Origin of the sequence: Kitasatospora sp. NPDC088548, from assembly GCF_044753005.1 — a bacterium.
In the GTDB taxonomy this organism is placed as follows: Bacteria; Actinomycetota; Actinomycetes; order Streptomycetales; family Streptomycetaceae; genus Kitasatospora.
In genome coordinates, this window is record NZ_JBIVMI010000009.1 from 136,327 (window position 1) to 156,812 (window position 20,486).

Consider the following 20,486-nt stretch of genomic DNA (forward strand, 5'->3'; position numbering starts at 1 on the left):
TGTCGGTCAAAGTCGGCTCTCCGGACTCGACGGACAGCGTATGCCCCGGCGGTGCCCGGCCCCGGTAGACACCGCCGGGGCCGGGCACCGCAAAGATCACATTCGCCGTACGGGGGCGACCGCGCAGGTCACATCCCCGCGATGAGCTTCTCCACCCGCTCGTCGACCGACCGGAACGGGTCCTTGCACAGGACCGTGCGCTGCGCCTGGTCGTTCAGCTTGAGGTGCACCCAGTCCACGGTGAAGTCGCGGCGCTGCTCCTGCGCCCGGCGGATGAAGTCGCCGCGCAGCCGGGCCCGGGTGGTCTGCGGCGGGATCGACTTGGCCTCGAAGGTCTTGAGGTCGGTCGTCACCCGCTGCGCCTGCCCCTTGGCCTGGAGCAGGTAGAACAGGCCGCGCCGGCGGTGGATGTCGTGGTACGCGAGGTCGATCTGGGCCACCCGCGGGTTGGACATGCCCATCTGGTGCTTGGCGCGGTAGCGCTCGATGAGCTTGTACTTCATGATCCAGTCGATCTCGGTGGCCACGGTGTCCAGGTTCTCGGTCCGGACGGCCTCCAGTGTGCGGCCCCACAGTTCGAGCACCCGGGCGATGGTCCCGGTGTTGATGCCCTTGCGGTCGGCGAAGTCCAGCGCCTTGGTGAAGTACTCCTCCTGGATGTCCAGCGCGCTGGCCTCGCGGCCGTTGGCGAGCCGTACCTGGTGGGTGCCGGTGAGGTCGTGGCTGACCTCGCGGATCGCCCGGATCGGGTTCTCCAGGGTGAGGTCGCGCATCACCACGCCGGCCTCGATCAGCCGCAGCACCAGGTCGGTGGCGCCGACCTTGAGCAGGGTGGTGGTCTCGGACATGTTGGAGTCGCCGACGATCACGTGCAGCCGACGGTAGCGCTCGGCATCGGCGTGCGGCTCGTCGCGGGTGTTGATGATCGGGCGGGAGCGGGTGGTGGCGGAGCTGACGCCCTCCCAGATGTGCTCGGCGCGCTGGCTGACGCAGTACACCGCGCCGCGCGGCGTCTGGAGCACCTTGCCCGCGCCGCAGATCAGCTGGCGGGTCACCAGGAACGGGATCAGCACGTCGGCCAGCCGGGAGAACTCGCCGTGCCGGGCCACCAGGTAGTTCTCGTGGCAGCCGTAGGAGTTGCCGGCCGAGTCGGTGTTGTTCTTGAAGAGGTAGACGTCCCCCGCGATGCCCTCCTCGTGCAGCCGCCGCTCGGCGTCGACCAGGAGTCCTTCGAGGATGCGCTCGCCCGCCTTGTCGTGCGTCACCAGCTCGACGACGTCGTCGCACTCGGGGGTGGCGTACTCGGGGTGCGAGCCGACGTCGAGGTAGAGCCGGGCACCGTTGCGCAGGAACACGTTGCTGCTGCGGCCCCAGGAGACAACGCGGCGGAAGAGGTACCGGGCCACCTCGTCCGGCGACAGCCGTCGCTGTCCCCGGAATGTGCAGGTGACGCCGTACTCGTTCTCCAGCCCGAAAATTCGGCGGTCCATGGCACCTTCTTTCGAAGGAATCACCGGTTTTGGCCGGTAAGCGGATCGGGATCCTGAACTCTGCGGCTCGGCGCCGCAGCAGGCCTTCTAGGCTGATCCCCTGCTTCGGCAGCGGGCAGGGCTTGTCCGGGGCCAGCCGTCAGGCGGGCTTGAAGCCCCATGGTCTGGACCGTCGGGGAGGAGTCACGAGGCGTCCGTTCTCTGAGAGGGCCTCCGGAGGAAGTCCCGCACGACGACGGGCGACCGCCGTACGGGACTCCTTGGCGCTGCTACTCCGGCGGCGCGGCCGCCGGCTTCTCGTCGTCGTCCGACTCGGCGGACTGGTCGCCGTCGAGCAGGCGGCCGAGCTGGCCGCCCAGGATGCGCTTGAACTTGCGCTGCTGGAAGCGCTGGCGGTCGAGCACCGCCACCTCCAGCTGCTCGGGGGTCAGGGTGCGCGGGCTCCCCCCGTTGGGGTCCCGGGCGAGGGAGTCCACCGCGACCTTGATCGCCTCGGTGAGGGTCAGCCCGCTGCGGTGGCGCTGGCCCAGGTAGTTGCCGATCGAGTCGGCGTTGCCGCCGACCACGACGTAGTTCTTCTCGTCGACGACCGAGCCGTCCGGCGTGAGCCGGTAGATCTGGTCCTCGTCCGGGGTGCGGCCGACCTCGGCCACGATCAGCTCGACCTCGTAGGGCTTCTCGCCGACCGAGGAGAAGATGGTGCCGAGCGTCTGGGCGTAGACGTTGGCCAGGCCGCGGGCGGTGACGTCGGCCCGGTCGTAGGAGTAGCCGCGCAGGTCGGCGTAGCGGACGCCGCCGATGCGCAGGTTCTCGAACTCGTTGTAGCGGCCGACCGCCGCGAAGGCGATCTTGTCGTAGATCTCGGAGACCTTGTGGAGGGCCCGGGAGGTGTTCTCGGCGACGAAGACGATGCCGTCGGCGTAGGTGAGCACGACCACGCTGCGACCGCGCGCGATGCCCTTGCGGGCGTACTCCGCGCGGTCCGCCATGGCCTGCTGGGGCGAGACGTAGAACGGTGTCGACACCGGCGGTCGTCCCTTCCTGTAGGAGTGATGGCTAGAGCAGCGGGGCCTGCGGGCCGTTGGGGTGGGCCAGGCGGTGGTCGGTGATGGAGACGGCGATCGCGGAGACCTCGGCCTCGGTGAGCCGGCGGAAGCCGTCCTCGGTGATCAGCGAGACGATCGGGAAGATCTTGCGGGCGAGGTCGGGACCGCCGGTGGCGGAGTCGTCGTCGGCCGCGTCGTAGAGGGCCTGGACGACCAGCGTGGCGGCCTGCTCGGCCGTCAGGCCGTCCCGGTAGAGCTTCTTCATCGAGCCCCGGGCGAAGACCGAGCCGGAGCCGGTGGCGGCGAACCCGCGGTCCTCGGAGCGGCCTCCGGTGACGTCGTAGCTGAAGATCCGGCCGCGGCCGAGGTCGAGGTCGTAGCCGGCGAAGAGCGGGACGACCGCGAGGCCCTGCATCGCCATGCCCAGGTTCCCCCGGATCATGGTGGTGAGGCGGTTGGCCTTGCCCTCCAGGGAGAGCACGGTGCCCTCGATCTTCTCGTAGTGCTCCAGCTCCAGCTGGAACAGCCTGACCATCTCGACCGCGAGGCCGGCGGTGCCCGCGATGCCGACCGCGCTGTACTCGTCGGCCGGGAAGACCTTCTCCATGTCGCGCTGGGCGATCATGTTGCCCATGGTCGCCCGCCGGTCACCGGCGATCACCACGCCGCCGTCGAACACCGCCGCGACGATGGTCGTCCCGTGCGGGGCCTCGACGACCGCTCCCTCGGGGAGGCTGCGGCGGCCGGGAATCAGCTCCGGCTGGTGCTCCGCCAGGAAGTCGAGGAACGACGAGGACCCCGGGGTCAGGAAGGCAGCCGGTAGACGCCCGGTGCCACGAGTGTTGGCTTCCACACGATTCCTTCCAGGTAGCTTGAAGCGCGCGCTGCCCGCACCCTACCCGCCCGGCGATCACTATCCACCCGTGCAGGGGCCGGACCCGGACGGACGGACGGCCCGTGCCGCCCGCCCGCCCTCGGCGGTCGCAACCGTGAATTCCCTGAATGCCCTGCCGGGGCTACTGGCCGCCCTTTTGCACGAACTGTCGGACAAAATCCTCGGCGTTGGACTCGAGTACTTCGTCGATTTCGTCCAGAACCGCGTCGACGTCATCGCTCAGCTTTTCCTGGCGTTCCTTGAGGTCGTCGGAATTCTGCGCTTCCGCGGCCTGCTCCTCGACCTCCTCGGAGGAGCGGTTCGCCCGCTGCTGGCCGCCGCCGGTGTCCTTGCTCGCCATTTCCCTCACCCCGCTCGAATCGTCTGGCACGGTTTGGTCGTTGCTTGCTGCATCGACCCTATACACAAGGTGCGACTGCTGCTCCCGGTTTGCCGGTGGCACTTCCTGTCCAACACCCGCTGCCACCCCGGATGATTCCCATTCGGCGGACGTTCACCCATGGTGATCGAAAAGTTACCCGCCGGAAAGCACCCGGAGCAGGTCCTCGGCCGTGCGACAGCGGTCCAGCAGTTCCTTGACGTGGTTGCGGGTGCCGCGCAGCGGCTCCAGGGTGGGGACCCGCTGCAGCGAGTCCCGGCCCGGCAGGTCGAAGATCACCGAGTCCCAGGAGGCCGCGGCGACATGCTCGGCGTACTGTTCGAGACAGCGGCCGCGGAAGTACGCCCTGGTGTCCTCCGGGGGCTTGGTGGCGGCCCGCTGGACCTCGTCCTCGGTGAGCAGCCGGTCGAACCGGCCCCGGGCCACCAGGCGGTTGTAGAGGCCCTTGTCGGGCCGGACGTCGCTGTACTGGAGGTCGACCAGCTGGAGCCGGGAGCTGTCCCACTCCAGGGCGTCGCGGCTGCGGTAGCCCTCCAGGATCTCCCGTTTGGCGATCCAGTCCAGCTGCCGGGAGAGCGACATCGGGTCGCGCTCCAGCCGCCCCAGCACGTCCTCCCAGCGGGCCAGGACGTCCACCGTCTGCTCGTCCGCGTCGTTGCCGAAGCGGTCCTCGACGTACTTGCGGGCCAGCTCGAAGTACTCCAGCTGAAGCTGGACGGCAGTGAGTCTGCGGCCGTTGCGCAGGGTGATGAGGTGCTTGAGCGAGGGGTCGTGGGAGACCCGGTGCAGGGTGCGCACCGGCTGGTCCACGGCGAGGTCGGAGGCGATGAAGGCGTCCTCGATCATCGACAGGACCAGTGCGGTGGTGCCCAGTTTGAGGTAGGTGGAGATCTCGGAGAGGTTGGCGTCCCCGATGATCACGTGGAGCCGGCGGTACTTCTCGGCGTCGGCGTGCGGTTCGTCGCGGGTGTTGATGATCGGCCGCTTGAGGGTGGTCTCCAGGCCCACCTCGACCTCGAAGTAGTCGGCGCGCTGGCTGATCTGGAAGCCGTGGGCGGAGCCGTCCTGGCCGATGCCGACCCGGCCGGCGCCGGTGACCACCTGGCGGGAGACGAAGAACGGGGTGAGGTGGCGGACGATGTCGGCGAACGGTGTCGCCCGTTTCATCAGGTAGTTCTCGTGGGTGCCGTAGGAGGCGCCCTTGTTGTCGGTGTTGTTCTTGTACAGGAGGATGTTCTGGCCGTTGGGCAGTTCCAGGGCGCGCTGGGCGGCCGCCGCCATGATCCGCTCGCCGGCCTTGTCCCAGAGCACGGCGTCGCGCGGGTTGGTCACCTCGGGCGAGCTGTACTCGGGGTGCGCGTGGTCCACGTAGAACCGCGCGCCGTTGGTGAGGATGACATTGGCGAGGCCGATGTCCTCGTCGGTCAGCTGGCTGGCGTCCGCGACGTCGCGCGCGAGGTCGAAGCCCCGGGCGTCACGCAGCGGATTCTCCTCCTCGAAGTCCCAACGGGCCCGCCGAGCCCGGTGCATCGCCGCCGCGTACGCGTTGACGATCTGGGACGAGGTGAGCATGGCGTTGGCGTTGGGGTGCCCGGGTACGGAGATCCCGTACTCGGTCTCGATGCCCATCACGCGCCGTACGGTCATGCGGCCCTCCTTGCCCGGTGCGCCGCCCCCCACGGGCGGAACACGCTGACGTACCGCTGAACAACACCGACGCGGGCGTTGTGCCCGCGAACGGTGGGTCGAGCCTAGAACGCCGCGCCGACGGCCGGGTCCCGAGACGCGCCGTCCGGCTGCGGGGCCGCGAGGCGCCACAGCCGGACGGGATGCGTGCTGTCCCGGGGACCGCTGCCGGCCCGGGTGGTTCGGTTACGGGTACTGCGACTACAGGTACTGCCCGGTGTTGGCGACAGTGTCGATCGAGCGGCCGGACTCGGCGCCCTGCTTCCCGGTGACCAGCGTGCGGATGAAGACGATCCGCTCGCCCTTCTTGCCGGAGATCCGGGCCCAGTCGTCCGGGTTGGTGGTGTTCGGCAGGTCCTCGTTCTCCTTGAACTCGTCCACGCAGGCGGCGAGCAGGTGGGAGACGCGCAGACCGCGCTGGCCGTGGTCGAGGAAGTCCTTGATGGCCATCTTCTTCGCACGGTCGACGATGTTCTGGATCATCGCACCGGAGTTGAAGTCCTTGAAGTACAGGACCTCCTTGTCACCGTTGGCGTAGGTGACCTCCAGGAAGCGGTTCTCCTCGGTCTCGGAGTACATCCGCTCCACCACCGACTGGATCATCGCCGCCACGGTGGCCTCGACGGAGCCGTCGTGCTCCTTGACGTCGTCCGGGTGGAACGGCAGCGAGTCCTTGAGGTACTTGGAGAAGATGTCCTTGGCGGCCTCGGCGTCCGGGCGCTCGATCTTGATCTTGACGTCCAGGCGGCCGGGCCGCAGGATCGCCGGGTCGATCATGTCCTCGCGGTTCGAGGCGCCGATGACAATGACGTTCTCCAGGCCCTCCACGCCGTCGATCTCGGCGAGCAGCTGGGGGACGATGGTGTTCTCCACGTCCGAGCTGACGCCCGAACCGCGGGTGCGGAAGAGCGACTCCATCTCGTCGAAGAAGACGATGACGGGGGTGCCCTCGCCGGCCTTCTCCCGGGCCCGCTGGAAGACCAGGCGGATCTGCCGCTCGGTCTCCCCCACGTACTTGTTGAGCAGCTCGGGGCCCTTGATGTTGAGGAAGTAGCTCTTGCCCTGGGGCCGGCCGGTGACCTCGGCGACCTTCTTGGCCAGCGAGTTCGCCACCGCCTTGGCGATCAGCGTCTTTCCGCAGCCGGGCGGGCCGTAGAGCAGGACGCCCTTGGGCGGGCGCAGCTCGTACTCCTTGAAGAGGTCGGCGTGCAGGTACGGCAGCTCGACCGCGTCGCGGATCAGCTCGATCTGGTTGCTGAGACCGCCGATCTGGCGGTAGTCGATGTCCGGGACCTCCTCGAGGACCAGCTCCTCGACCTCGGCCTTCGGCACGACCTCGTACACGTAGCCGGAGCGGGGCTCCAGCAACAGGGCGTCCCCCGCCCGGATGGTGAGCTCGCGCAGCGGTTCGGCGAGGCGCACCACCCGCTCCTCGTCGGTGTGGCCGATGACCAGGGCGCGTTCGCCGTCCTCCAGGACCTCCTTGAGGGTGACGATGTCGCCGATCCGCTCGAAGGCCATCGCGTCCACGACGTTGAGGGCCTCGTTGAGCATCACTTCCTGGCCGCGCCGCAGCTCGTCGAGGTCGACGTTGGGGCTGACGTTCACGCGGAGCTTGCGCCCCCCGGTGAAGATGTCGGCGGTGCCGTCCTCGTTCTGGTCGAGGAAGACGCCGAATCCGGCCGGGGGCTGTGCCAGCCGGTCCACTTCCTCCTTGAGGGCCACGATCTGGTCGCGGGCCTCTCGCAGGGTGGAGGCGAGCCGTTCGTTCTGGGCGGACACTCCGGCCAGGTTGGTCTGGAGCTCGACGATCCGCTCTTCGAGGATCCTCGAATTGCGCGGCGAGTCGGCGAGCTTGCGGCGCAGAACGGCGATTTCCTGCTCAAGGTACGAGACCTGAGCGGCCTCGTCGGAACCACGAGCGGGCTTGCCGGTGCTGCGGTTGTAGTCGTCATCGTGGGCTGCCACGGTCCTCACCTCCTCCGGGGAGCTGGACGCTTCCAGACCCTACCTGGGACCAGGGGTCCGTAAACCCCTAGATCAAGAAAGATGGAACGGGCGTGTCCGATCTTCGCCCTCGCGTGCTTCCCCTCTGCTAAGGGGATACCCACCGCGCACCGCCCAAAGCGGACCAGATGTATCGTCGAACGAGTCGATATCCGATCGCGACCACGGCCTGGGGTCCGATCGTTGTACGAATGGCGGGAATGCCCTCAACAAGGGGCGACCCGGGACAGAAACGGCAGGAGACCCATGTCGGTGACCGAAGAGGCGACGCCGAGCGAGCCGCTGGAGGTGTGGATCGACCAGGATCTGTGCACCGGCGACGGCATCTGCGTGCAGTACGCGCCCGAGGTCTTCGAGCTCGACATCGACGGCCTGGCCTATGTGAAGGGGCCGGAGGACGAGTTGCGCCAGCAGCCCGGCGAGACCGCTCCGGTGCCGCTGACGCTGCTTCAGGACGTGGTGGACTCGGCGAAGGAGTGCCCCGGCGACTGCATCCACGTGCGCCGGGTCTCGGACCGGACCGAAGTGTACGGGCCGGACGCCGAGTAGCGGTCAGGCCCGTGCCGACGGGGCGGCGGTCTGGGAACGGTCCCAGCCGCCGCTCTTGCGCGTCCAGGTGAGGTCGAGTGAGATGTCCGGGCTGAACCGGGGCACGTCGTCGCTCGAATACCCCTGCGCGTGACCGGTGATGGCGCCGTCGGCGCGCAGCGCGAGCCTGCCGACGGTGAGGTTCTCGCGCTCGGAGAGCAGGGTGGCCAGCACCGCGGGACGGCCGTCGGTGCCTGGTCCGAGCAGGTAGACGGCGTCCGGCGGGGTGCCGTTCTCGGCCGCGCAGTGGGCGGCGGTGACGGTGCCGGGCCGGCCGTCGCCGAGGTCGGCGGCGAAGCTGACGGATATCCGGACCGGGAACGGGCCGCACTCCAGCGGGAGTTCGGCCTTCGCCGGGTCGGGGGCGACGGCCGCCGGGAGGGCCCGGGGCGTGGGCCGGGCGGGCCCGGGGGTGCCGGTGGCCGGGTTGGCCGCCAGCGTGGTGGCCACCACGGCGGCGCAGCCGGCGACCGTGAGGGCCCAGTGCCAGGGGGTGGAGCGCGTCTCCCCGGGCCGGGTACGGCCCCGCGGTGTCTGCCTGTCAGCCGTCGCCTTGACCGCGGTCTCCACCAGGCGTCCCCTCCAGTGGTCTGTGTGAGCGAGCATCGTCCCACACGCCCCGGGCCGGCCGGCGACCCGGGTGCGGGAAGCACGAAGGGGTGGTACGGGCGGGCGGGGAGCCCGTCGTACCACCCCTTCCGGCGGTCGTGCGTCAGCCGAGGTCGGTCTCGTCGGCGGGAGCGGTGCGGGCGGCGGCGGCGGCCCGGGCCGCGGCGCGCTCCTGGAGGCTCGGCTCCGGGGTGCCGTTGTCGTAGTCCTCGCCGTAGGCGCCCTTGGCCGGGCGGCGGCGGCGCAGCGGCGGCTCGACGCCGTCGGCGAGGCGGCGGGCGGTGAGCAGGAAGCCGGTGTGGCCGATCATCCGGTGGTCCGGGCGGACCGCCAGGCCCTCCAGGTGCCAGGTGCGGACCATGGTCTCCCAGGCCTGCGGCTCGGTGAAGGTGCCGTGCTCGCGCAGCGCCTCGACGGTCTTCGACATCTGCGTGGTGGTGGCCACGTAGCAGCAGATGAGGCCGCCGGGGACGAGCGCCTCGGAGGCGACGTCCAGGCACTCCCAGGGGGCGAGCATGTCGAGGATGACACGGTCGACGTCGGTCTCGACCAGGTTGTCCTGGAGGTCGCCGACGGTGAGCTTCCACGCCGGGTGCGGCCCGCCGAAGTAGCGCTCGACGTTGCCCTTGGCGATGTCGGCGAAGTCCTGCCGGCGCTCGTAGGAGGCGAGCAGCCCGGTGTCGCCCACGGCGCGCAGCAGGTAGCTGGAGAGCGCGCCGGAGCCGACGCCGGCCTCGACGACGCGGGCGCCGGCGAAGATGTCGGCCATCGCCAGGATCTGCCCCGCGTCCTTGGGGTAGATCACGGCGGCGCCGCGCGGCATGGACAGGACGTAGTCGGGGAGCAGGGGGCGCAGCGCGAGGTACGGGACGTTCCCCGTGGTGCGCACGACCGTGCCCTCGGGGGCGCCGATCAGCTCGTCGTGGGGGAACGCACCCTTGTGGGTGTGGAACTGGTTCCCGGCCTGGAGCGTGAACGTGTAGTGGCGGCCCTTGGGGTCGGTCAGCTGGACCTGGTCCCCGACCTGGAAGGGCCCGCGTCGGCGGGTGGCACCGGTCGGTTCGGACATGCGGACAATCCTAAGGGAAGCCCGCGCTCCGGCCGACCACGGTGATCACCGCCCGGTCCGGCGGGGGCCTCAGCGGCCGGCGACGGCGGCGGTGAGGCGCTGCTCGATGTCGGTGAGCGCGGCGACGCCGTACACCCGGCCGTCGGCCTCGACCACCAGGTACTCCCCGGCGGGGGTGGCGCGCACGGCGCGCAGCAGGTCCTCGCCGGTGAGGTCGGCGGCCAGCCGCAGGCCGGGTTCGAGGTCGCGGGCCAGCGCCCCGACGGCCACCCAGGGGCGACGGTGCTCGGGGACGGCCCGGACGGCGGACTCGCGGACCAGCCCGACCGGCTCGCCGCGGCCGTCCACCACGACCAGGGCGCCGGCCCGGGCCTCACGGGCCTGCCGCAGCGCCTCGCCGAGCGGGGTGTCGGCGGTGACCTCGACGGCCCGGCGGGCGAGGTCGCGCAGCCGCAGACCGGGCAGGGCCTCCTTGAGCCGGGCGTTGCGCAGGCTGCCGCCGGCGCCGTTCCAGATGATCGCGGCGAGGACGGCGGCCAGCACCGCGTCGACCAGGGTGTCGGTGCTGCTGCGCTCGACGCCGCGGGCGGCGCTGAGCAGCGGCAGGCCGATCAGGACGGCGATGGCCAGCACCCGACCGATCCAGGCGGCGGCGACGGTGCCGCTCATGGGCTTGCCGGTGACGCCCCAGACGACGGCGCGCAGCATCCGGCCGCCGTCCAGCGGCAGGCCCGGCAGCAGGTTGAAGGCGGCGACGACGAGGTTGCTGACCATCAGGCCGGTCAGCAGCACCCCGGGCACGGTGGAGAGCTCCACGGCCTGGAGGGCGAGGTAGAAGAGGCCGCCGAGCGCCAGCGAGAGCAGCGGGCCGACGAAGGCCAGCCAGAACTCCCGCCAGGGGGTCTCGGCCTCGTTCTCGATCTCCGAGACACCGCCGAAGAACTGCAGCTGGATCCGGCGCACGCCGAGCCGGTAGCGCAGGGCGACGACGGTGTGGGCGAGTTCGTGCACCAGGACGGAGCCGTAGAAGGCGACGGCGAAGGAGAACGCCACGAGGTAGCGGGCGGCGCCGAGGCCGGGCAGGACGCGGTCGAGCTGGCCGCCGAAGACCCAGGTGATCAGGGCGGCGATGACGAACCAGGAGGGGGTGACGTAGATGGGCACGCCGAAGGGGCGGCCCATCAGGATTCCGCTCCGCCGTTCCGGTTCCTCGGGCGGCGGCCCGGGCTGGGCGCCGCCGCTGTGCGGTGGCTGGTCGGAGGTCTGCCGACCCCTGCTGTCGCTCACCGTGATCCCTTCGGTCGGTTCCCCCGCCGTGCGCCGCGCGCCGGTGCGCCCACGCTACGTGATCGGGGCCGCGGTCCTCCGCGCGCCCCTCTCTCTGCCTTCATACCCAGTGTGGGCCCGCGGGCGGCAGCCCCGTGGCAGCGGGATGACAGCGCAGGGCAATAGGGTCGGGGTATGCAGCAGACCGACACCAGCCGTGCCGCCGTGGCCCCGGCGCGTCCGGCGGCGCCCCCGACCGGCCTGTCCCCGTCGCGTGCGGGGGACTTCCTGACCTGCCCGCTGCTGTACCGGCTGCGGGTGATCGACCGGCTGCCGGAGCCGCCGAGCGCGGCGGCGACCCGGGGCACGCTGGTGCACGCGGTGCTGGAGCGGCTGTTCGACAGCCCGGCGGCGGAGCGGACGCCGGAGCGGGCGCTGGGCCTGCTGCGCCCGCAGTGGGAGCGGCTGCTGGGCGAGCGGCCGGAGCTGCTCTCGCTGTTCCCCGAGGATCCGGACGGGGCGGCGCTGACGCGCTGGCTGGCGGACGCCGAGAAGCTGGTCGAGCGGTGGTTCCGGCTGGAGGACCCGACCCGGCTGCACCCGGTGGAGCGGGAGCTGTACGTGGAGACGGCCCTGGAGTCGGGGCTGCTGCTGCGCGGCTACATCGACCGGGTGGACGTCGCACCGACCGGCGAGGTCCGGCTGGTGGACTACAAGACCGGCCGGGCGCCCTCGCGGGACTTCGAGGCCAAGGCGATGTTCCAGATGAAGTTCTACGCGCTGGTGGTGTGGCGCTGGAAGGGCGTGCTCCCCAAGCGGTTGCAGCTGGTGTACCTCGGCGGGGGCGGGGACGTGGTGAGCTACGACCCGGACGAGGCGGACCTGCTCGCGGTGGAGCGCAAGCTGCGGGCGATCTGGGAGCGGATCACCCACGCGGTGGCGACCGGGGACTTCCCGGCGACCCGCAACCGGCTCTGCGACTGGTGCGACCATCAGGCCAGCTGCCCGGAGTTCGGCGGCACTCCCCCGCCGTACCCGCTGCCGCTGGCCCGTACGTCCGACGAAGACGATCCCACGGGGGATCCGATGAGCAAGGAGTCCTAGGTGACGATCCGAGTGCTGCTGGTCGACGATCAGCCGCTGCTTCGCACCGGTTTCCGGATGATCCTGGAGGCCGAGTCCGACCTGGTGGTGGTCGGCGAGGCCGGCGACGGACAGCAGGCGCTGGACCAGGTCCGGGCGCTCCAGCCCGACGTGGTGCTGATGGACATCCGGATGCCCAGGATGGACGGCGTGGAGGCGACCCGCCGGATCGCCGGGCCGGGTCGGGACGGCCCGGCCAAGGTGCTGGTGCTGACCACCTTCGACCTGGACGAGTACGTGGTGGAGGCGCTGCGCGCGGGCGCCAGCGGCTTCCTGCTGAAGGACGTGCCGGCCGAGGAGCTGGTGCAGGCGATCCGGGTGGTCGCGGACGGCGCGGCGATGCTGGCGCCGAGCATCACCCGGCGGCTGCTGGACATGTACGCCACCAAGCTGCCCTCCGGCGAGGAGGCGCCGCCGCAGGCGCTGAACGCGCTGACCGAGCGTGAGCTGGAGGTGCTGAAGCTGGTGGCGCGCGGGCTGTCGAACGCGGAGATCGCGGCGGAGCTGTTCGTCAGCGAGACCACGGTGAAGACGCATGTCGGCCATGTGCTGACCAAGCTCCAGCTGCGTGACCGGGTACAGGCGGCGGTGTACGCGTACGAGAGCGGGCTGGTGCGCCCCGGCGCGCTCTGAGCCCGGGCATGACGGTGGCCCGTCCGCTCCCCCTCGCACCCTGGGGGAGCGGACGGGCCACCGTGCCGAGGGTGTCCCGGTCGCCCGGTGCCGTGCCGCCGCGCGGCTACTTGCCGATGCGGCTGATCTCCCAGAAGCGGAAGACGCCGGTGGTGTCGACGGTCGACTCCACGCCGGTGATGTTCGAACGCGAGGCGTAGAAGGCCTTGTTCTGGAACAGCGGGATCAGCGGCGCGTTGTCGGCGGCGATGGTCTGGATCTGGGCGTAGGCCGAGTTGGCCGCGGTGCGGTCGGCCTGCTTGAGGCTGTCGGGGACCAGCCGCTGGCTGATCCGGGTGTCGTCCCAGCCGTGGTGGTAGGCCCCGCCCTCGACCAGGAGCGGCGCGACGTAGTTGTCCGGGTCGGGGTAGTCGGCGAACCAACCGATGGTGTACGCCTGGTACTTGGCGTCCGCCCAGCCCTTCTTGAAGACGTCCCAGTCGGCCTCGTGCTGGACCGTCACCTGGAAGACGCCGCCGGCCTCCAACTGCTTCTTGAGCATCTCGCTCTCGGCGCCCTCGGCGCGCGAGCGCGACCAGGTGAGGGTGAGCTTGACCGGCATCTGGACCTTGGCGGTGTTCAGGATCGCCTTGGCCTTGGTGACGTCCTGGTCGCCGTACTTGTCGAAGAAGGCGGTGGTGTGGCCGGTGATGCCGGCCGGGACCATCGAGTACAGCGGCTGGACGGTACGCGCGAAGACGTCGCGGGCGAGCGCCTTGCGGTCGATCAGCTGGGCGGCGGCCTGCCGGACGGCGACGTTGCCGCCGGTCGCGTCCTTGGTGTTGAAGACCAGGTAACGGGTGTCGGTGCTGTCGCCCTCGACGACCTGGAGGTCGGTCTTGCCGCCCTGCTGCTCGGACCGGACCTGGGCCGCGGTGTTGGGCTCCAGGCTGTTGTCGGTCAGGTCGATCTCGCCCTTGTCCAGCGCGTCCTTCAGCTCGCCCGTCTTGTCGAAGTAGCGCAGGGTGAACTTCGTGTTCCGGACCTTGGCGTCGCCGCTGTACTTGTCGTTGGGCGACAGCACGACCTTGCCCGGGATCTTCGGGCCGCCCTCGATGGACATGGTCTCGATCGAGTCGATCTTGTACGGGCCGGAGCCGACCAGCTTGTCGTTGGGCAGCGCCTTGTCGGCCGGGTAGACCTGGTGGTCGACGATGGCGCCGGCCGGGCCGGCCAGTTTGGCCGGGAGCGTGGCATCGGCCTTGGTGAGCTGGAAGACGACCTCGTTGTCGCCCTTGGCCTCGACCGACTTGATCGAGTCCAGCAGCCCGGCCGGGCCGTTCTCCGCGGCGATCTTCCGGGTGCGCTCGATGGAGTACACCACGTCGGCGGCGGTGAGCGGGTGGCCGTTGGAGAACTTCAGCCCGGGGCGCAGGGTGCAGTGGTACTGGACCGCGTCGTTGCCGGTGAACTCGCAGGACTGCGCGGCGTCCGGGCTGGGCGCGCTGGAGGCGGCCGGGTAGGACAGCAGCGACTGGAAGGTGTTGCGCAGCAGCAGCCAGGAGCCCAGGTCGTAGGCGACGGCCGGGTCCAGCGCACTGGTGACCGAGGTGGTGCCCATGGTGATCGCCTTGCCGCCGTCCCCCTTGACCGCTTCGGTGACCGAGCCGCAGCCGGTCACCGAGACGGCGACCAGGCCGGCGCAGCCGAGCACTGCCAGTCGTTCAGCTGAAGTCATCACGGATCGCGTCCTTCTGGGTGCGGTCCGGCCGAGGGGGCCGGTGGCCCGCGATGGGGTGCGCCTCCGGGGTTGCTGAAGGCACGCGGGCCGGGCGCCGTGCCACCGCGGGCAGGACGGGGTTGCCCGTCAGCGGCGGTGGCAGGGCTCGGGGTGGGGAACGAACTGGAGTAGCGTGCCATATCGAACACACCCCACCGATACCCGCACAGGTGACAGTTGGGACACGAGGGGACGGTGCGGGACGGGTCCACCGACGAGTTGTCAGTCAATGACCGTTTTCTCCCCGGACACCCGGGTCGACTGGCCGGTTCCGATCGCTTACCGGCCGGTAAGCCCCATGTGCAATGAGACGACAATCACACTCGCGAGGTGACCAGCGAGCGGAGCAGTTCAAGATCGATGTGCTCCAGCGAGGGCAGCACCAGCCGCCCGGGGGCGGGCTCGATCACCGCCACCGAGGGCACCGCGATCACCGGGCAGCCGGCCGCCTCGGCCGAGCGCACCCCGGTCGGCGCGTCCTCGACCACCACACAGCGGCCCGGCTCCGCGCCGAACCGCCGCGCCGCCTCCAGGTACGGGTCCGGGTACGGCTTGGTGCGCGGCACCTCGTCCCCGGCGACCGTGAAGGCGAAGTGGTGGGCGCCCAGCGACCGCAGCACGATGTCGATGATGTGCCGCTGCGAGGCCGACACCAGGGCGGCCGGAACCCCGTGCGCGGCAAGGGTGTTGAGAAGCCGTTCGGCGCCGGGCATGAGCGGTACGCCGCCCGCCAGCAGATCCACGAAGCGCTGGTTGATCAGGACGGTCAGGTCGGCCGGCGAGAGGTCCACGCCGGTGGCGGCCAGCAGGTAGTCGATCACCCGGGTCATCGGGCCGCCGACCACATGGGCGCGGTCGTTCTCGTCCAGCGCGTAGCCCAGCTCGGCGAAGAGCGAGGCCTCGGCCTGCCACCAGAAGTCCTCGGTGTCCACCAGGGTCCCGTCCATGTCCAGCAGCACCGCCTGCAGGCCCCGGCCGTGGTCGAGGGCGCGGGTGGTGGTGGAGATGGTCGTCATGGCGGGGATCCTTCCGTCCGTGCCCCGGGGCAGGCCCCTGGGGATGGCACGGGCCGGCCCGCTGGTGAGCGGACCGGCCCGTTCAGGATGATCCAGGATACGCCCCGCCCACCCGAAAAGAGCGAACGCTGCGCAGCCTCCGGGTTACCGGGCGTTGAAGTACTTGGCCTCGGGGTGGTGGATCACGATCGCGTCGGTGGACTGCTCCGGGTGCAGCTGGAACTCCTCGGAGAGCACCACGCCGATCCGCTCCGGCCGCAGCAGCTCGGCGATCTTGGCGCGGTCCTCCAGCTCCGGGCAGGCCCCGTAGCCGAGCGAGAACCGGGCGCCCCGGTACTTCAGCGCGAACATGTCCTTGACGTCCTGCGGGTCCTCGCCGGAGAAGCCCAGCTCGTAGCGGACCCGGGCGTGCCAGAACTCGGCCAGCGCCTCGGCCAGCTGCACGGAGAGGCCGTGCAGCTCCAGGTAGTCCCGGTAGGAGTTGTTGGCGAACAGCTCGTTCGCCGCCTCGGAGATCCGGTTGCCCATGGTGACCACCTGCAGGCCCACCACGTCCTTGACGCCCGACTCCTCGGGGCGGAAGAAGTCCGCCAGGCAGAGCCGCCGCCCGCGCCGCTGGCGCGGGAAGGTGAAGCGGGTGCGCTCGCTGCCGTCCTCGTTGAAGACGATCAGGTCGTCGCCCTTGGAGTTGGCCGGGTAGTAGCCGTAGACCACGGCCGCCTCCAGCCAGCCCTCGGTCTGCAGCCGGTCCAGCCACATCCGCAGCCGCGGCCGGCCCTCGGTCTCCACCAGCTCCTCGTACGAGGGCCCTTCGCCGCTGCGCGCCGCCTTGAGGCCCCACTGGCCCTTGAACAGCGCGTCCTCGTCCAGCCAGGAGGCGTAGTCGGCGAACGGCACGCCCTTGACGATCCGGTCGCCCCAGAACGGCGGGGTGGGGACGGTGTTGTCGACGGCGACGTCCGAGCGGACCTGGCCGAGGTTGGTCTCGGGCTCCTCCACGACCTCGGTGCGGGCGTGCCGGCGCTGCTTGAGCTCCGGCAGGGTCGCGCCGGGCACACCGCGCTTGACCGCGATCAGCGCGTCCATCAGCCGCAGGCCCTCGAAGGCGTCCCGGGCGTAGCGGACCTCGCCCTCGTAGATCTCGTGCAGGTCCTGCTCGACGTAGGCGCGGGTGAGCGCGGCGCCGCCGAGGATCACCGGGTAGTCGGCCGCCAGCTTGCGCTGGTTCAGCTCCTCCAGGTTCTCCTTCATGATCACGGTGGACTTCACCAGCAGGCCGGACATCCCGATCACGTCCGCCCGGTGCTCCTGGGCGGCGTCCAGGATCGCCGAGACCGGCTGCTTGATGCCCAGGTTGACCACGTTGTAGCCGTTGTTGGACAGGATGATGTCGACCAGGTTCTTGCCGATGTCGTGGACGTCGCCCTTGACGGTGGCCAGCACGATGGTGCCCTTGCCCTCGTCGTCGGACTTCTCCATGTGCGGCTCCAGGTGGGCCACCGCGGTCTTCATCACCTCGGCGGACTGCAGCACGAACGGCAGCTGCATCTGGCCGGAGCCGAACAGCTCGCCGACCACCTTCATGCCGGCCAGCAGCGTGCTGTTGACGATCTCCAGCGCCGGACGCTCCGTCAGCGCCTCGTCCAGGTCGGTCTCCAGGCCGTTGCGCTCGCCGTCGATGATCCGGCGCTGGAGGCGCTCCTCCAGCGGCAGCGCCGCCAGCTCCTCCGCCTTGGACGCCTTCATCGAGGTCGAGGAGACGCCCTCGAAGAGCTGGAGCAGCTTCTGCAGCGGGTCGTAGCCCTCGCTGCGGCGGTCGTAGACCAGGTCGAGGGCGACCTCGCGCTGGTCCTCGGGGATCCGGGCCATCGGCAGGATCTTGGAGGCGTGCACGATCGCGGAGTCCAGGCCCGCCTCGACGCACTCGTTCAGGAAGACCGAGTTGATCACCATGCGGGCGGCCGGGCTCAGCCCGAAGGAGATGTTGGACAGGCCCAGGGTGGTCTGCACGTCCGGGTGGCGGCGCTTGAGCTCACGGATCGCCTCGATGGTCTCGACGCCGTCCCGGCGGGACTCCTCCTGGCCGGTGCCCAGGGTGAAGGCCAGGCAGTCGACCAGGATCGAGCCCTCGTCGATGCCGTACTCGGTGGTGAGCTGGGCGATCAGCCGCTCGGCGATGGCGACCTTGGTCTCGGCGGTGCGGGCCTGGCCCTCCTCGTCGATGGTGAGGGCGATCAGGCCCGCACCGTGCTCGCGGGCCAGCGAGGCGATCCGCCCGAACCGGGTGTCCGGGCCGTCGCCGTCCTCGTAGTTGACCGAGTTGAGCAGGGCGCGGCCGCCGAGCGCCTCCAGGCCCGCGCGCAGCACGTCCGGCTCGGTGGAGTCCAGCACGATCGGCAGGGTGGAGGCGGTGGCCAGCCGGCCGGCGATCTCCTTCATGTCGGCGACGCCGTCGCGGCCGACGTAGTCCACGCAGAGGTCCAGCAGGTGGGAGCCGTCGCGGATCTGGTCGCGGGCGATCTCCACACAGGCCTGCCAGTCGCCGGCCAGCATCGACTCGCGGAACTTCTTCGAGCCGTTGGCGTTGGTCCGCTCGCCGATCGCCAGGTACGAGGTGTCCTGGCGGAACGGCACCGCCTGGTACAGCGAGGCCGCCGAGGGCTCCGGGCGCGGGTCGCGCGAGGCGATCGGACGGCCCTGGACCCGCTCGACCACCTGGCGCAGGTGCTCGGGCGTGGTGCCGCAGCAGCCGCCGACCAGCGAGAGGCCGTACTCGCGGGTGAAGACGTCGTGCGCCTCGGCCAGCTCGGCCGGGGACAGCGGGTAGTGGGCGCCGTCCTTGCCCAGCACCGGCAGGCCCGCGTTCGGCATGCAGGAGAGGCCGATCTTCGCGTTCTTGGCCAGGTAGCGCAGGTGCTCGCTCATCTCGGCCGGGCCGGTGGCGCAGTTCAGGCCGATGTAGTCCACGCCGAGCGGCTCCAGCGCGGTCAGCGCGGCGCCGATCTCCGAGCCCAGCAGCATGGTGCCGGTGGTCTCCACGGTCACCTGGACCAGCACCGGCAGATCGAGGCCGGCCTCGGCGAGCGCCCGCTTGGAGCCGAGGATGGCGGCCTTGGTCTGGAGCAGGTCCTGGCTGGTCTCCACCAGCAGCGCGTCGGCACCGCCGGCGATCAGGCCGGCCGCGTTCAGCTGGAAACCGTCCCGCAGCGTCTCGTACGGGGCGTGGCCGAGCGTCGGCAGCTTGGTGCCGGGGCCGATCGAGCCGAGCACCCAGCGGACCCGGCCGTCGGTGTGCGCGTCGGCGGCCTCACGGGCGATCCTGGCGCCGGACTCGGACAGCTCGAAGATCCGGTCGGGGATGTCGTACTCGCCGAGCGCCGAGAAGTTGGCGCCGAAGGTGTTGGTCTCCACGCAGTCCACGCCGACCGCGAAGTACGCGTCGTGGACCGAGCGCACGATGTCGGGGCGGGTGACGTTCAGGACTTCGTTGCAGCCTTCCAGGTTCTGGAAGTCCTCCAGGCTCGGGTCCTGCGCCTGGAGCATGGTGCCCATCGCTCCGTCGGCTACCACCACCCGGGTGGCGAGCGCCTCGCGCAGCGCGTTCGCGCGGCTCTGCTGAGTGATGGACGGGTCGGCTGCAGTGGCCATGGGGCTTCTCCCTGGGTGCGACGGCTGTCGGCTTTGCGGCCCCGCTGACTCGGGGACGCACGTGGCCAGGGTATCCGGCCCACGGCGCGAGCCGGTGGGCATTCCGTATCCTGAGCGCTCTGCCGCAAGGGGGGGAGCAACTGCATGGCCAAGTTCCGGACAGGCATTCGGCGGGCGGGAACAATCCTGGGGGTACCGTTCCGGGCCCTCCGGACCAGGTGGCGCGGCTGGTCGCGGTGGCGCAGATCACTCGCGGTGGTGCTGGTCGCGCTGACCGTACCGGTGGCGTCGATCGGCGCGGGGGCGCTGGCCCTGCGGCTGCAGTACACCGGGGACGCCTCCCCCGAGGCCCGCACCCGGGGCCGGGACGCGGTCTGGCTGGGGCACGCCTGGGTGGACGGCCGCAAGACCGAGGAGGACATCACCGCACTCGCCGCCCGGCTCGCCGGCACCGGCATCCGCGACCTGTACGTCCACACCGGCCCGCTGGAGCACGACGGCACGCTGCCGCCGTCCGTCCACCCGAGGGCCCGCTGGTTCACCGACGCCGTGCACCGGGCGATGCCGCGGATCCGGCTGCAGAGCTGGCTCGGCGACGAGGTCAAGCCCGAGAAGGACGCCCTGGACCTGGAGGACGCCGCCACCCGGGACCGGGTCACCGCCTCCGCCCGCCAGGTGCTCGACCTCGGCTTCGACGGGGTGCACTTCGACATGGAGCCGATCCGCCCCGGCTCGGCCGGCTGGCTCTCGCTGCTCGACCAGGTCGGCGAGGTGACCTCCGGGCGCGGCGCGCAGCTGTCGGTCGCCGCCCCGCAGATCGACCCGGTACCCGGGCTGCACACCGCCGGGATCCTGCTCACCGACCACGGCAAGTGGTGGGACCGGGCCTACTTCGCCGAGACCGCCCGCCGGGTCGACCAGATCGCGGTGATGACCTACGACTCCAGCATGCCGACCGAGCCCCTGTTCGGCGGCTACGTCGCCCTGCAGACCGAGCTCGCGCTGGAGGCCACCCCGGAGGACGTGGACCTGCTGATGGGCCTGCCGTTCTTCTGGGAGGACAAGTGGGGCCACTGGGGCAAGGCCGAGACGGTCGACGCCGCCGTGCGCGGCGTCCGGCTCGGCCTCGGCCGGCAGGACCTGCGGCGGCAGAACTTCGGCGTCGCGCTGTACGTGGACTTCGCCGCCACCCCGGAGCACTGGGACTCCTACCGGCGCGGCTGGGTGCGCTGAACCGCGCCCGCCCCGGCCG

The 20,486-nt window shown here is 70.8% G+C and carries 16 protein-coding genes and 1 pseudogene; 4 read left to right on the top strand and 13 right to left on the bottom strand.

Features of this window, described 5'->3' with window-relative positions; all coding sequences use genetic code 11:
- Nucleotides 1-128: 128 nt before the first annotated feature.
- The 7 genes and pseudogenes from pafA to arc form a co-directional block, all read right to left on the bottom strand.
- Nucleotides 129-1,490, bottom strand: coding sequence for a Pup--protein ligase (gene pafA, locus ACIP82_RS14400; RefSeq protein ID WP_363608768.1), 1,362 nt, complete (start codon nt 1,488-1,490; stop codon nt 129-131).
- 269 nt (nt 1,491-1,759) lie between these two features.
- Nucleotides 1,760-2,515 carry a proteasome subunit alpha gene (gene prcA, locus ACIP82_RS14405; protein WP_363608770.1) on the bottom strand — a complete coding sequence of 252 codons (756 nt, stop codon included), beginning with the start codon at nt 2,513-2,515 and terminating at the stop codon, nt 1,760-1,762.
- 31 nt (nt 2,516-2,546) lie between these two features.
- A complete protein-coding gene (gene prcB, locus ACIP82_RS14410) occupies nt 2,547-3,344 on the bottom strand; it encodes a proteasome subunit beta (RefSeq protein WP_363608849.1) in 798 nt (265 codons plus the stop codon).
- A pseudogene (locus tag ACIP82_RS14415) lies at nt 3,341-3,418 on the bottom strand (recombination endonuclease VII); the annotation flags it as partial. The gene prcB and the pseudogene ACIP82_RS14415, both read right to left, overlap by 4 nt.
- Nucleotides 3,419-3,552: 134 nt before the next feature.
- Nucleotides 3,553-3,771 carry a ubiquitin-like protein Pup gene (locus ACIP82_RS14420; protein WP_344321819.1) on the bottom strand — a complete coding sequence of 73 codons (219 nt, stop codon included), beginning with the start codon at nt 3,769-3,771 and terminating at the stop codon, nt 3,553-3,555.
- Between the two features lie 174 nt (nt 3,772-3,945).
- Entirely contained in the window at nt 3,946-5,457 is a 1,512-nt protein-coding gene (dop, locus tag ACIP82_RS14425; RefSeq protein ID WP_363608772.1) for a depupylase/deamidase Dop, read from the bottom strand.
- Between the two features lie 240 nt (nt 5,458-5,697).
- Nucleotides 5,698-7,464, bottom strand: a complete 1,767-nt coding sequence (gene arc, locus ACIP82_RS14430; protein ID WP_363608774.1) for a proteasome ATPase — start codon at nt 7,462-7,464, stop codon at nt 5,698-5,700.
- Nucleotides 7,465-7,749: 285 nt separating this feature from the next.
- Between arc and ACIP82_RS14435 the strand changes: the two genes are divergently transcribed.
- The gene (locus tag ACIP82_RS14435) at nt 7,750-8,052 is read left to right on the top strand and encodes a ferredoxin (protein WP_363608776.1); all 303 of its coding nucleotides are present in this window, start codon (nt 7,750-7,752) and stop codon (nt 8,050-8,052) included.
- 3 nt (nt 8,053-8,055) lie between these two features.
- On the opposite strand, the gene ACIP82_RS14440 is transcribed toward ACIP82_RS14435, so the two are convergent.
- The 3 genes from ACIP82_RS14440 to ACIP82_RS14450 form a co-directional block, all read right to left on the bottom strand.
- Nucleotides 8,056-8,661: a hypothetical protein gene (locus ACIP82_RS14440; RefSeq protein WP_400653614.1), complete on the bottom strand. Its 606-nt coding sequence runs from the start codon at nt 8,659-8,661 to the stop codon at nt 8,056-8,058.
- A 142-nt stretch (nt 8,662-8,803) separates the two neighbouring features.
- On the bottom strand, nt 8,804-9,769 hold the full coding sequence (locus ACIP82_RS14445; RefSeq protein ID WP_363608780.1) for a tRNA (adenine-N1)-methyltransferase: 966 nt from the start codon (nt 9,767-9,769) through the stop codon (nt 8,804-8,806).
- A gap of 69 nt (nt 9,770-9,838) precedes the next feature.
- Nucleotides 9,839-11,062 carry a site-2 protease family protein gene (locus tag ACIP82_RS14450; protein WP_400653663.1) on the bottom strand — a complete coding sequence of 408 codons (1,224 nt, stop codon included), beginning with the start codon at nt 11,060-11,062 and terminating at the stop codon, nt 9,839-9,841.
- A 168-nt stretch (nt 11,063-11,230) separates the two neighbouring features.
- Between ACIP82_RS14450 and ACIP82_RS14455 the strand changes: the two genes are divergently transcribed.
- Both ACIP82_RS14455 and ACIP82_RS14460 read left to right on the top strand, forming a co-directional pair.
- Nucleotides 11,231-12,139: a RecB family exonuclease gene (locus tag ACIP82_RS14455; protein ID WP_400653615.1), complete on the top strand. Its 909-nt coding sequence runs from the start codon at nt 11,231-11,233 to the stop codon at nt 12,137-12,139.
- On the top strand, nt 12,140-12,811 hold the full coding sequence (locus tag ACIP82_RS14460; RefSeq protein ID WP_030299918.1) for a response regulator transcription factor: 672 nt from the start codon (nt 12,140-12,142) through the stop codon (nt 12,809-12,811).
- A gap of 106 nt (nt 12,812-12,917) precedes the next feature.
- Here the strand turns inward: ACIP82_RS14460 and ACIP82_RS14465 are convergent, their stop codons facing one another.
- The 3 genes from ACIP82_RS14465 to metH form a co-directional block, all read right to left on the bottom strand.
- On the bottom strand, nt 12,918-14,528 hold the full coding sequence (locus tag ACIP82_RS14465) for an ABC transporter substrate-binding protein (RefSeq protein WP_363608786.1): 1,611 nt from the start codon (nt 14,526-14,528) through the stop codon (nt 12,918-12,920).
- 359 nt (nt 14,529-14,887) lie between these two features.
- Complete coding sequence (locus tag ACIP82_RS14470; RefSeq protein WP_363608787.1) at nt 14,888-15,586, bottom strand: HAD family phosphatase; 699 nt, start codon at nt 15,584-15,586, stop codon at nt 14,888-14,890.
- A 144-nt stretch (nt 15,587-15,730) separates the two neighbouring features.
- Nucleotides 15,731-19,234 carry a methionine synthase gene (gene metH / locus ACIP82_RS14475; protein ID WP_400653616.1) on the bottom strand — a complete coding sequence of 1,168 codons (3,504 nt, stop codon included), beginning with the start codon at nt 19,232-19,234 and terminating at the stop codon, nt 15,731-15,733.
- A 258-nt stretch (nt 19,235-19,492) separates the two neighbouring features.
- Between metH and ACIP82_RS14480 the strand changes: the two genes are divergently transcribed.
- A complete protein-coding gene (locus ACIP82_RS14480; RefSeq protein WP_400653617.1) occupies nt 19,493-20,467 on the top strand; it encodes a hypothetical protein in 975 nt (324 codons plus the stop codon).
- The last annotated feature ends 19 nt before the right edge of the window (nt 20,468-20,486 follow it).